The organism is Saccharothrix sp. CB00851, from assembly GCF_001905065.1.
Classification (GTDB): Bacteria; Actinomycetota; Actinomycetes; order Mycobacteriales; family Pseudonocardiaceae; genus Actinosynnema.
The window spans coordinates 250,525-262,775 of sequence record NZ_LWLC01000001.1 but is presented as its reverse complement, the minus strand read 5'-3'; the positions used below and the strand labels follow the sequence as shown (position 1 = coordinate 262,775).

Genomic DNA, 12,251 nt, shown 5'->3' with positions numbered 1-12,251 from the left:
AGCTACGGCTGGCTGAGCTTCTGCTCACCGTCGATGTAGATGCCCTGGTTCTCCCACTTCAGGATGATCAGCTTGCGCTCGGTGCTGACCGAGCTGTCCTTCATGTGGTAGGCGATGTCGACCTCGTAGGCGTACGGCGAGTTCATCCGCACGCTCTTGAGCTCGATCGACTTCACCTGGTTCCACGTGCCCTGGTAGCCGCTCGGGCCACCGGTCGCCGCCTGCATCTTGGCGGTCAACCGGCCGTAGCCCTCGTCCACGTGGTCCGGCAGCAGGCCGAAGTAGTCGCGGACCGCCTGCTCCTGCTGCTCGGCCGACGGCTCGGCGGTGATCTTGACCGTCGGCGTGGCCGGCTTCTTCGACGGCGTCACCGACGCCTCGCCGCCCGCTTCCTGCGCCACGCTCGTCGGCGGCGTGATGGCCTGGTTGTCCTTCGGCTCGTCACCGCTGGACAGCACGCTCGCCAGCAGGATGCCGACGACGGCCGCGCCCGCGATGGCGAGCGCGGTGAACACCGTCGACCGCTTGCTCTTCACCGGGCCGCCGGCCGGTCTCGACGCGCCGACCGGGCGGGCGGGCGGCGGGTTGTGGCTCGGCTGCCGCTGCGGCGCGGGCGGCGGGGTCGGCGCGGGCGCCACCCTGGTCGCGACGTGCGGCGGGTTGTTCGGCGTGGCCGGCGGGTTGTGCTGGGCGGCCGGGGTCAGCGCGCGAGCCGGCTGGGCCTGCACGGGCGCGCCCTGCCACGACGGCGGGTGGCTCTGCGGCAGCGCCACCGGGAACTCCGGCGCGGCCCGACCGGCCGCCACCGCGGCCAGCGCCTCGCGGGCCTCGGCCATGGTCGGCCGGTCCTCCGGCTCGGCGCGCAGCAGGCGCATCAGCAGCGCGGTCAGCGGACCGGCCTGCTTCGGCGGCACCACCTTGCCCGACGCGACCTGGTGCAGCAGCGCGATGGTGTTCTCGTTCAGGCCGAACGGCGGCGCGCCCTCGATCGCCGCGTACAGCGTCGAGCCCAGCGAGAACACGTCCGAGGGCGGGCCGGGGTCGTAGCCCTTGGCCACCTCGGGCGCGAGGTAGGCGGGCGTGCCCGCGAGCATCCCGGTCGCGGTGACCGTGACGTCGCCGGTGGCCCGGGAGATGCCGAAGTCGGTGATCTTCACCGTGCCGTCGTTGCCGAGCAGGATGTTGCCCGGCTTGATGTCGCGGTGCACGATGCCCGCGTTGTGCGCGGCGGCGAGCGCGGAGGCGACCTGCGAGCCGATCGACGCCACGTCGCGCGGCGGCAGCGTGCCGCGTTCGGACAGGGCCGTGGAGAGGCTCTTGGACGGCAGGTACTCCATCACCAGCCACGGCTGGCCGTCGTCCTCCGCCACGTCGTACACCGCGATCGCGTGCGGGTGCTGCAGGCGGGCCGCGATCCGGCCCTCGCGCATGGCGCGGCGCTTCGCCTCGTCCGTGTCGGACTCGGCCAGGCCGGGCTGGAGCAGCAGCTGCTTGACCGCGACCGTGCGGTGCAGGCGCTCGTCGTGCGCTTCCCAGACGATGCCCATCGCACCGCTGCCGATCCGCCGGCCAAGTCGGTAGCGGCCGGCAACCAGGCGGCCATCGTCGCTCACGGCGTGCTCCCAGTAGCTGCTAGGGCTTCATTCAGTGGCGAACGACAAGACGCCACTAGGACAAGAACGTTGCGTCACCCGAACGGGTTCGGCACCACCTTACGAGGTTCACGAACCCCCCGGACCCACCGTGGGGGGTGTCGAGCCACCAGTCGTGGTCGTGGTGGTCGTCGTCGTGGTCGTCGTGGTCGTGGTCGTGGTGGTGGGCGGCGTCGTCGTGGTGGTCGTCGTGGTCGTGGTCGTCGGCGTCGTGGTGGTCGTCGTCGGCTCGACGGTGACCGTCTGCGTCTCCACGGTGGTGGTCGGCGGGGGCGTGGTGGTCGTGGTGGTCGGCGTGGCCGAGGCCGAGCTCGACCCGCCCGCCGGTGGCGTGACCGGGTCCTTCCCGCCGAACCAGTCCAGGGCCACCGCCAGGAACCCGAGCAGCAGGATGGCGGCCAGCACGACCGCGGTGATCACCAGCGGCCGGTTGTCGCTGCGCTGCGGGGGTGGCGGGGCGACCGGCGTGGCGCCGCCCGTCGACCGCGGACCGGGCCGCACCACGCGGGTGCGGTCGGCGTCCAGGACCGCCGTGGCGCCCGCGGGCACCGGCGCGAACCCCGGCGAGCTGGCCGGCAGCAGGCCGGTCAGGCTGGGGTTGCGGCCGTGCGCGACCGCGCTGAGCATGTCGCGGGCCTGCGCCATGGTCGGCCGGTCGGCCGGGTCGTAGTTGAGCAGCCGCAGCAGCACGTCGGTCAACGGGTGGTCGACCTGCGGCGGGTTGATCCGGCCCGCCGCCACGGCGTGCAGCACGCCCAGGGTGTTCTCGGACAACCCGAACGGCGGCTCGCCCTCGGCCGCCGCGTACAGCGTCGAGCCGAGCGAGAACACGTCCGAGGCGGGCGTCGGGTCCTGGCCGCGCGCGATCTCCGGCGCCAGGTAGGCGGGGGTGCCCGCGATCAGGCCGGTCTTGGTGACCGTGACGTCGTCGCTGGCCCGGGAGATGCCGAAGTCGGTGATCTTGACCAGGCCGTTGTCGGCGAGCAGCACGTTGCCGGGCTTGACGTCCCGGTGCACGATCCCGGCGGCGTGCGCGGCGGCCAGCGCGGCGGCGGCCTGCATGCCGATCTGAGCCACCTCGACGGGGTCCAGCGGGCCGTGCTCGGCCATCGTGTCGGCCAGGCTGTAGGACGGCAGGTACTCCATGACCAGGCACGGAGCGCCGTTCTCCTCCACCACGTCGTAGACGGCGATGGCGTTGGGGTGGTGCAGCTTGGCGGCGATGCGGCCCTCGCGCATGGCGCGCTGGATCGCCTCGTCCTGCTCGCGCTCGTCCAGGCTCGGCGCCAGCAGCAGCTGCTTGATCGCCACGACGCGGCCCAGGCGCTCGTCCTGGGCACGCCACACGATGCCCATCGCACCGCTGCCGATCCGGTCCAGGAACCGGTAGCGCTCGGCGATGACGCGACCGTCGTTGCTCACCGGACCACCTCGCTGGGGCGCTGCGTGACCGCGGCAAGGGCAGCAGGTCTCACGCTCGGGCTCCTCGTCGTGCGGATCGGTGCGCGGAACAGGCTAGGCCACCGCTCGCCCGCAGAGCCTACCCCGGCCGTGACGACGCCTTTCGAGCCGTTGCGCAGGTCACGTGAGCCGAGAGGTGACCGGGAAGGGATACCTGATACCGAGCCGTAAGGACACCCGTTCGCACGAAGATCACCAGTTTTGGGGCCGAACGGGCTAACCGCCCACTGGTTCACCCGTTCGAGTGTCAGTGGTCGCGGCGAACCCGCCGCTCGGGCACGACGAGCGGCGGGTTCGCGGAACGTCAGGGTGGCGGTCAGCTGGCCGGAGCGAAGAAGTCGAACCCGCCGATCGGGTTCAGGATCCCGCCCAGGTCGAGGTCCAGGTCGAGGCCCGAGCCGCTGTCCTCGGACGGCGGGGTGCTCGGGGTGGACGAGGACGGCGGCGTGGAGGACGACGGCGGCTGCGTGCTGTTGCTCGGCGGCGCCGGCGTCGTGGTGCTCGTGCTGGGCGCCGGGGTCGTCGTCTGCTGGCTGCTGGAACTCGGCGGCTGCGTGGTCGTGTTCGTCGGCGCCTGCTGCTGCGTCTGCTGCTGGGTCGTCGTCTGCTGCTGCGTGTTGGGCCGCGGCGCGCGCTGGGTCGTCGGCTCCGGAGCCTGCTCCGGCGGCGTCGTGGTGGTCTCGGCCTGCGTCTGCTGCGTCTGCTGCGTCTGCTGCTGGGCAGCGGCGGCGGCGAGGTCCTTGGTGAGCGTGTTGGTGGCGCGGGCCGCCGGGCGTGCGTCGAAGCGCACCTCCGCCGGCGGGCGCTCGTCCGGGGACGACATCAGGTTGGACGCGGTGAACGCGACGGTGCCGGCGAGCACCACGCCGCCGCTGGCCATCGCCACGAGCTTCGGCACGGACAACCCGCCGCCGCGCTCCTCTTCACCGGCGCGGCCCTCGCGGCGCAGCAGTTCGGTGACGTGCAGCTCGCGACCGGAGAGGTTGGTCGCACCGGCAGCCAGGGCGGCGACCGAGAACCGGACCGTCTCCTCGTCGTCGTCCGACCGCTCTACGGCCGGCCGTTCGGTGATCCGGGTCCCGGCTCGGCCCGAGGTCACCCCGTCGCGGGTTCTGCCCGCGGTCGTGCGACTTCCGGCTCCACCCACTGCTGTCCGATCGCCGGCTCCGCCGACTGCTGTCCGATTGCCGGCGCCGCCGGCGGTGATCCGCGGGATCGGCTGCGTCTCCGCCTCACGCCTGGCGAGCAGGTCGGCGACCGACAGCTTGGCCGTCGAGCCATCCTGTCGACGGCGTTTGTCGTCGTTCGACACCGCTGAACACCTTTCCCGGAGAGAGCGTTGCGCTACTGACCGGGACCATGGATACCGAATCGTGACCGTCTACGTAACCCCTTTGAGTGAAGTTTCCTACGGTATCTGGGGTTTGTTGAACGCTGAGTGAACAACAAGACCTTGATCGCTACCGAGCGTCAACGCCGTTGGGCCGATAGGACTTCGGTGCCGACGATGCGCGGCACGCTCGTGTCGGTCAACCGGAATACCTGCTCGACCCGCAGCCACCGACCGCTGCGCTCCTGCAGCGAGACGACCGCCAGCACCGCGCCGTCCGGCCGCAGCGACGTCGACTCGATCGTGATCGCCTGCACGTGACCCCAGGAGTCGACGAAGTCACCCGGGCTGCCCCCGAGCAGCTCCGGCGCCAGCAGCCGGGACGCCTCCGCGGGCTGCGCGGGCAGCAGCTCGAAGAACCGCCGCACGACGTCGACCTGCGGTTCCGGCCCGACGTCGACCTGCGGCGACGGCATCACCACCGGCGATTCGTCCGTCACGTCGGCGGCCAACGGCACGGCCGGCCGAGCGGGTGTCGGGATGCGCTCCGACCGCCCTCCGCCCAGCTGGGCCGACAGCAGGTCCGGCCGCAACGCCGACGACCCGGTGATCGAACCGGGCGGCTCCACCCGCGGCACGTCGGGACCCGCGTCGCGGTTGCCCGCCAGGACGGAGGCGGCGGCGATCGAGGCGAGCAGCACCACCGCCCCGGTGGTCACACCGGCCAGCTTCGCCGCCCGGGTGGGTCGTCTCGCGGACGCCGTCGGGTCGTCCTCCTCGCGCAGCAGGTCGGCGATCAGGCCATGGGTGGCGGCCTGCTCGCGGTGCCGGACCCGCACCGGCGCCGGCTGCTTCCTGAGCAGCTCAGCCACCGTGACCGATCCCACGCGGTTGTGCCTGCGACCGCTCGTCGTAGGGCGCTGCACTGGCGACTCCCTCGGTCGTGTCGTCGCCAAGACTCGTACCGTGGTGGACCGGCGGGAATCCAGCTCAACCAGGGAGTTCACTCGTTCGTGGCGGCCAGTGGTCAAAACCCGTCGCTCGAACGGGCGAAGGGACTACGGAACGGCGCCCACCAGGAGTGTGGTTTCAGGCGCCGGGGGCGGACCGCTCGCCGTCGATCAGCGGTTCCCGGCCGGTGGTGAACACGAGTTCGCGCCGCTCCGTGGTCCTGGACCCGTCCTTGTGGGTCACGTCCAGCGTGCTCACCGTGATGCCCCGCGTCGGGTCCACGGTGATCTCCCGCACCTCGATCAGCGACACGTCCGCGAACTCCTGCTCCAGCAGCACCCCGCCGGCCAGCCGGAAGGTGTCCGAGACCAGCGTCAGCGCGGTGTCGGAGTTCGCCGCGACCTCTTCGTAGAACAGCTCGGTGTTCTCCGCGATCGTCTCCGCGTCCACGATCGGCTGCGCGTGCGCGGGAACCGTGGTGACGTGCGGGGACGTCTCCGGGCCGGGGGTGGCGGCGGTGAGGTCGACCGCGGAGCCGCCGTCCGGGTCGGCTCGGTCGCCGGTGGCGGCGACGAGCCCGTTCGCCACGGCCTCGGCGGGCACGCGGCGCGCCGTGGTGGTGGTCGGGGGAGGCGGTGCGGTGGCGAAGCCGGTCAGCAGCGGCACGTCGGTCGGGTAGCCGGGCAGGCCGATGCGCTCGGCGGGCTGGTTGGTGCCGACCAGGTTGGCCGCGGCGACGGCCAGTCCGACCAGGACGCCCGCCGACGACAGCACGGCGAACCAGGCGGCCCGCTTCCACGTCCGGGGCGGGGTCACCGAGGCGGGCACCAGGCCGATGTTGAACTTCCGCAGCCCCATGGCGTCGGTGTCGACGAACGGGTCCGGCGGTGGCGGTGGGGGCACCGGTCGCGTGGTCGCGTCCTCGAACGGTGTGTGGTCCAGCTCACCGCCCACGGGCAGCCAGATCGCCGCCCCGTCCTCCAGCCGATGCCGATGCCGACCCGACCGTTCCGGTTCCCCGATGTCCATAGCTGTGCAGACCCCTCCCGCCCCCCGACCTGACGGCCCTCGCGGTTGTGTCACCTGGTTGGGCTCGAACTCACCTGGTGGGTTCAAGTGGCGCGGGGCATGGGGGTGGGACACCGAGGACCCCGCCGCCTCAGATTAGGTGCAGGGTGCACGTAGAGCTGCGCAGATCAGCCTTGTGGGGCTGAGCGACACACGGATGAGTGAATCTTCAGCTCCCGCTGTTCAGCTTCTTCCTGGTGCCCTGGAGCGCGTTGGTGGCGGCCAGGCCGGCACCGCCCGCGATCAGCGCGCCGATGATGTCGCCGGAGACGGTGCCGCCCGACGTGATCAGCAGGCCGACGAGGGCGATGATCGTCGTCACCCCGGCGAGGGTCCACCGGCTGCGCACGTACTGGGCGATGGGCGCGCCCGCGGCGCGCTTGGACTTGGCGGCGGAACCGAGCATCGCGAGGTAACCGTCGTGCGCCAGCGCGGCGAGCACACCGAGGATCGCGATGAGGCCCGTGATGAGACCGATGACCATGACACCAGTGTGCCCCCGGCCAAACCCGCTGGACCATCCGTGATCGCCCTGATATCTCCCAGGGGTGGAGGTCTTCTGGCACGACGCCTGCCTGGAGCACGACACCGGCACCGGGCTGTGGGAGCTGCCCGGCCGGTGGGACTGGCTCGACGCGCCCGAACCGCACCCGGAGAACGCGGCCCGGCTGCGCACGTTCCGGCACGCCCTGGAGCAGGGCCCGGTCGCACCGCACCTGTCCTGGTCGACCGGCCGGTTCGCCGACGACGAGGAGCTGGCCCGCGTCCACGAGCCGTCCTACCTGGCCGGGCTGCGCGCCGCGTGCGAACGGCGCACCGCCGTCGAGGTGAACACCGTCGTCGGCCCCGGCTCGTGGAACGCGATCCGCGCCGCGGCGGGTACCGCGCTGGCGGCGTACGAGGCGGTCGCGGCCGGTCGGACCCGCCTGGCCTACGCCCTGGTCCGCCCGCCCGGCCACCACGCCCAGCCGACCATGGCGGACGGGTACTGCCTAATCAACAACGCCGCCCTGGTCGCCGAGACGGCACGGCGCGCCGGCCGCCGGGTCGCCGTCCTGGACTGGGACGTGCACCACGGCAACGGCACGCAGGAGGTGTTCCGCGACACGCCCGACGTGCTCACGGTGTCCGTGCACATGCGGCACGGCCCGTGGGGCGCCAACCACGCCCAGACCGGTGCGCCTGCCGAGTCGGGCGCCTCGAACATCAACGTCGAGCTGTCCCTGGGCGCGGGTGACGAGGCGTACCGGCGGGTGCTGGCGGAGATCGCGTTCCCGGCGCTGGCGGAGTTCGGCGCGGACTTCCTGGTCTGCGCCTCGGGCTTCGACGGGTCGGCGTTCGACCCGAACGGCAGGCACAACCTCACCGCCGCCGGCTACCGCGACATCGGCCGGGCCGTGTCGGGGCTCGGCCTGCCGACCGTGCTCACGCAGGAGGGCGGCTACCTGCGCGGCTACTCGGCGTTGTGCCTGCACGCCCTGGTCGAGGGCCTGGTCGGCGTGGACCTGCTGGAGGACCCGCTGGCCTACGTCCCGGACGACACCCAACTGGTGGACGCTGATCTGGCGAAAGCCAGATCCACTCTCACAGTGTGGAATTTCGCCGCCTCCGGCGTCGAGGGCTCGGCCGCCCGGAAGTCGACCGTTCGCGCCCCGATTTCCGACGATCGAAGGGCGTGATCGCCGGAAATCGGGGCGCGAACGGTCGACGCGACCTCGCGGGGTGGTGGACGCCGCGGAGCAGCGGCAAATGTCACCGACCGAGGTGGCCTCGGCCGAGCTTGAGCAGGATCATGGCCAGGTCGCGGCCGTCCGGGCCGAGCTCCTTGTAGCGGTTGATCACGTCGATCTCCCGATTGTGCACGATCCTCGTGCCGCCGGCGGCCATCCGCGCCGCGCCGATGATCTTGGAGACCTCGACCCGCCGCTTGACCAGCCTCAGCAGCTCGGCGTCCAGGTGGTCGATCTCCTGGCGCAGCGAATCGATGTCCGGGGCGGTTTCGGTGCTGTTCATCGTGACGACCTCTCGACTCTGGTTGGAGTCCCAGCCCTGGCAGCAGCGAAGCCCCGGGGTCCGAGGACTCCGGGGCTTCGTGGTGGCTTGTCGGCGCTAGCGGTCCACGGGAGCCGGAGTCCGGTTCCCGTAAAAAAACTCGAAGTGGGCCATGCGCACCGCCTCATCATGCCACAGCCACGGGCTGTCGGGGGTACCCGGTAACGTGAACAGACGATGAGCGCCTTGTTCGACTTGCCCGCAAGTCCCCCCGCCTCCCGGTCCGCGCGGCTGCTCGAAGACCTCAACCCGTCCCAGCGGCGGGCCGTCGAGCACTCGGGCGCCCCGCTGCTGGTCGTCGCCGGTGCGGGCTCGGGCAAGACGCGCGTGCTGACCCGCCGGATCGCCTACCTGCTCGCCGAGCGCAACGTGCACCCCGGCGAGGTCATGGCGATCACCTTCACCAACAAGGCCGCCGCCGAGATGAAGGAACGCGTGGCCGACCTGGTCGGCGCACGGGCCCGCTCGATGTGGGTGTCCACGTTCCACTCGATGTGCGTCCGGGTCATGCGCCGCGAGGCCAAGACCCTCGGCATGTCGTCCAACTTCTCGATCTACGACTCCGACGACACCCGCCGGCTGATCACGCTGGTGGCGCGCGACCTCGACCTGGACCCCAAGCGCTACCCGGCGCGCACGCTGGCGATCCACATCTCGAACCTGAAGAACGAGCTGGTCGACGCGGCCACCGCGAAGGAGCGCGCGGCCAACGACCTGGAGCGCCGGGTCGCCGAGGTCTACGAGAGCTACCAGCGCAGGCTCGGCGACTCGAACTCGCTCGACTTCGACGACCTGATCATGCGGACCGTCGAGCTGCTCCAGCAGCACCCGGACGTGGCCGAGCACTACCACCGCCGGTTCCGGCACGTGCTGGTCGACGAGTACCAGGACACCAACCACGCCCAGTACACGCTGGTCCGCGAGCTGATCGGGACCGGCAAGGACGGTGTGCCGCCGGGCGAGCTGTGCGTGGTGGGCGACGCCGACCAGTCGATCTACGCCTTCCGCGGCGCGACGATCCGCAACATCGTGGAGTTCGAGCGCGACTACCCGCAGGCCACCACGATCCTGCTGGAGCAGAACTACCGGTCCACGCAGACGATCCTGAGCGCGGCGAACGCGGTCATCTCGCGCAACCCGAACCGCCGGGACAAGAGGCTGTGGAGCGACCTGGGCGAGGGCGAGAAGATCGTCGGCTACGTCGCCGACAACGAGCACGACGAGGCGCAGTTCGTCGCGAACGAGATCGACCGCCTGGTCGACACGGGCGAGGCGAACAACGGCGAGATCGCCGTGTTCTACCGGACCAACAACCAGTCGCGCGTGTTCGAGGAGATCTTCATCCGCCTCGGCCTGCCCTACAAGGTGGTCGGCGGCGTCCGGTTCTACGAGCGGCGCGAGGTGCGGGACGCCTTGGCGTACCTGCGGGCGTTGTCCAACCCCGACGACACGGTGTCGTTGCGGCGGATCCTGAACGTGCCCAAGCGCGGCATCGGCGAGCGCGCGGAGGCGTGCGTGTCGATGTACGCCGAACGCGAGCGGATCGGCTTCGCGGCGGCGTTGCGCGACGCGGTCACCGGCAAGGTGCCGCTGCTCAACCCGCGCTCGCGCAACTCGATCGCCGGTTTCGTCGAGATGATGGACGAGCTGGGCGAGCTGGTGGAGCGCGGCGACGACGTGGCCGACATCCTGGAAGCGGTGCTGGACAAGACCGCCTACCGGGCCGAGTTGGAGGCCAGCGAGGACCCGCAGGACCACACCCGGGTGGAGAACCTGAACGAGCTGGTCACGGTGGCCCGCGAGTTCACCGACCTCGGCGCGGCGGTCCCGGTCCCGGAGGAAGACGAGGGCCTGCCCGCGGAAGGTTCGCTGGCCGCGTTCCTGGAGCGGGTGTCGCTGGTCGCGGATGCCGACTCGGTGCCGGACGCGGAGTCCGACGGCGTGGTCACGCTGATGACGCTGCACACCGCCAAGGGCCTGGAGTACCCGGTGGTGTTCTGCACCGGCTGGGAGGACGGCGTCTTCCCGCACCTGCGCGCCCTGGGCGACCCGACGGAGCTGGCCGAGGAGCGGCGCCTGGCGTACGTGGGCATCACGCGTGCCCAGAAGCGGCTGTACCTGTCGCGTGCGCTGGTGCGCTCGGCGTGGGGCCAGCCGTCGGCGAACCCGGCGTCGCGGTTCCTGGACGAGATCCCGGCCGACCTGCTGGACTGGCGGCGGGTGGAGCCCAAGCGCAGCGCGCCGTCCGCGCCGACGTCGTGGGGTCGCGGGTCGGGCCCGTCGCGCCCGGCGCCGACGAACGCGAACTGGAAGGACACGCCCGCGCTGAAGCTGGACGTGGGCGACCGGGTGAGCCACGACAAGTACGGGCTCGGCCGCGTGGTGGCCGTGGACGGCTCGGGGCCCCGTGCGACCGCCACGATCGACTTCGGCGGCGCGGGGACGGTGCGGCTGATGCTCATCGGCGGCGTGCCCCTCGTGAAGCTCTGAGGCGCTCTCAGCCGTAGTTCGCCGTCTTACGTATATATAGGTGCCGCACGAGGTCACCGGTCGACCCCTGGAGGTCGACCGGTGTTCACCTGAACGTGGCCGAATTCCCGTGCAACCCGAATCCCCCTGGGGCGTCTATAGGGGTGTCACCAGCGGGACGGCCGGGTCATTCGGGGTGAACCGGTCAGAGGGAGCCGCCTGGCGGCAGCGGGGGGTAGCAGGGGGGAAGTGAGGGCGGGAGCCGCTTCGGGGGCGGTGACCGCAGGAGGGGATCACCTTCGGGGGAAGGTTGCACACAGTGGAGAGGCCGGGCTGCGACGAGCAGCCCGGCCTCTTGCGTTCACGTGCCCGGTCAGCGCACTAGACGCTGATGCCCTTGGAGTTCAGCCAGGACAACGGGTTGATCTTCTTGCCGTCCGGGTTCCAGACCTCGAAGTGCAGGTGCGGTCCGGTGGAGAAGCCGCGGTTGCCCATGCGCGCGATCTGCTCGCCCGCCAGGACCCGCTGGCCCTTGCGGACCGAGTAGGAGTCCACGTGGCCGTAGACGGTGACGGAGCCGTCGGCGTGCTCGACCTTGACCCACAGGCCAAAACCGCTTGCCGAACCGGCCTCGATCACGACACCATCCGCGGCGGACAGGATCGGCGTGCCGATGGGGCCCGCGATGTCGATGCCGTAGTGCATCTCGCCCCAGCGGCCACCCCACCCGGAGGTGAACAGCCCCGCAGCGGGACGGGCGAACTTGGGGCGCCGTGCCTCGGCCTCTTCGGCTTCGCGGGTCTCGGTGATCTGCTGGCTCTTGACGAGCTTCTGCGCCTCGGCCGCGGGGTCGACCGCCTTGGCGACGGGCAGGATCTGCGGTGAGGCGGGGCCGGTGCCACCGACGCCGAACGCGGCGGCGCCGTCAGCGGCGGAGTTCGCGAGCGGGGTGACCTCGTCGGCCTGGGACGGCGAGTCGGAGCCGAGCGCGTGGAGCGTCTGCCCTGCGCCTGCGGCGGCGAAGGCACCGACGGCGACCGCGGCGACCACGATCCGTCCGCGCAGCGCCGAGGGCGGAGGCGGGAGCCGGTGCGTGCTCACCGTGCGCGTCGAAGCTCGGTCTACCGCTTCTTCGAGCACGGGAGAACTCGTATGGCCGCCGGGGGAGCGGTGTTGAGACAAAACCTGGCCTTCCGTCTTCGGGGAGTCCGGTCGGACTACCGGGCGGGGGATCCCGGTTGAGCCGGTCGGGGTACCGGCTCGTCGTC

9 protein-coding genes and 1 pseudogene are annotated in these 12,251 nt (G+C 71.5%); 2 read left to right on the top strand and 8 right to left on the bottom strand.

Annotation, left to right across the window (positions count from 1 at the left end; all coding sequences use genetic code 11):
- Nucleotides 1-2: 2 nt before the first annotated feature.
- The 6 genes from A6A25_RS01200 to A6A25_RS01175 all read right to left on the bottom strand — a co-directional run bounded on the left by A6A25_RS01200 (nt 3) and on the right by A6A25_RS01175 (nt 6,946).
- Nucleotides 3-1,613, bottom strand: coding sequence for a serine/threonine-protein kinase (locus A6A25_RS01200; protein WP_073885843.1), 1,611 nt, complete (start codon nt 1,611-1,613; stop codon nt 3-5).
- 108 nt (nt 1,614-1,721) lie between these two features.
- Nucleotides 1,722-3,074, bottom strand: a complete 1,353-nt coding sequence (locus A6A25_RS01195; protein WP_073885842.1) for a serine/threonine-protein kinase — start codon at nt 3,072-3,074, stop codon at nt 1,722-1,724.
- 355 nt (nt 3,075-3,429) lie between these two features.
- On the bottom strand, nt 3,430-4,425 hold the full coding sequence (locus A6A25_RS42730; protein ID WP_143192908.1) for a hypothetical protein: 996 nt from the start codon (nt 4,423-4,425) through the stop codon (nt 3,430-3,432).
- 158 nt (nt 4,426-4,583) lie between these two features.
- Nucleotides 4,584-5,315: a hypothetical protein gene (locus A6A25_RS01185; protein WP_143192907.1), complete on the bottom strand. Its 732-nt coding sequence runs from the start codon at nt 5,313-5,315 to the stop codon at nt 4,584-4,586.
- Between the two features lie 217 nt (nt 5,316-5,532).
- Entirely contained in the window at nt 5,533-6,423 is an 891-nt protein-coding gene (locus A6A25_RS01180; RefSeq protein ID WP_073885839.1) for a hypothetical protein, read from the bottom strand.
- Between the two features lie 208 nt (nt 6,424-6,631).
- On the bottom strand, nt 6,632-6,946 hold the full coding sequence (locus A6A25_RS01175; RefSeq protein WP_073885838.1) for a hypothetical protein: 315 nt from the start codon (nt 6,944-6,946) through the stop codon (nt 6,632-6,634).
- A 64-nt stretch (nt 6,947-7,010) separates the two neighbouring features.
- On the opposite strand from A6A25_RS01175, the gene A6A25_RS01170 reads away from it, so the two are divergent.
- Nucleotides 7,011-8,141 (top strand): histone deacetylase, encoded by a 1,131-nt coding sequence (locus A6A25_RS01170; RefSeq protein WP_083667784.1) that lies wholly within the window; start codon nt 7,011-7,013, stop codon nt 8,139-8,141.
- Between the two features lie 73 nt (nt 8,142-8,214).
- Here the strand turns inward: A6A25_RS01170 and A6A25_RS01165 are convergent.
- A pseudogene (locus tag A6A25_RS01165) lies at nt 8,215-8,505 on the bottom strand (chorismate mutase); the annotation flags it as partial.
- A gap of 186 nt (nt 8,506-8,691) precedes the next feature.
- Here A6A25_RS01165 and pcrA point away from each other — a divergent pair.
- Nucleotides 8,692-11,004: a DNA helicase PcrA gene (gene pcrA, locus A6A25_RS01160; RefSeq protein WP_073885836.1), complete on the top strand. Its 2,313-nt coding sequence runs from the start codon at nt 8,692-8,694 to the stop codon at nt 11,002-11,004.
- A 360-nt stretch (nt 11,005-11,364) separates the two neighbouring features.
- Here the strand turns inward: pcrA and A6A25_RS01155 are convergent, their stop codons facing one another.
- Nucleotides 11,365-12,084, bottom strand: coding sequence for a M23 family metallopeptidase (locus A6A25_RS01155; protein WP_241828451.1), 720 nt, complete (start codon nt 12,082-12,084; stop codon nt 11,365-11,367).
- Nucleotides 12,085-12,251: the final 167 nt, after the last annotated feature.

What these genes read in the sequence shown, in the direction of transcription:
- A6A25_RS01180 (WP_073885839.1), bottom strand. Translation starts at nt 6,423, where the DNA reads ATGGACATCGGGGAACCGGAACGGTCGGGTCGGCATCGGCATCGGCTG.
- A6A25_RS01175 (WP_073885838.1), bottom strand. Translation starts at nt 6,946, where the DNA reads ATGGTCATCGGTCTCATCACGGGCCTCATCGCGATCCTCGGTGTGCTC.
- pcrA (WP_073885836.1), top strand. Translation starts at nt 8,692, where the DNA reads ATGAGCGCCTTGTTCGACTTGCCCGCAAGTCCCCCCGCCTCCCGGTCC.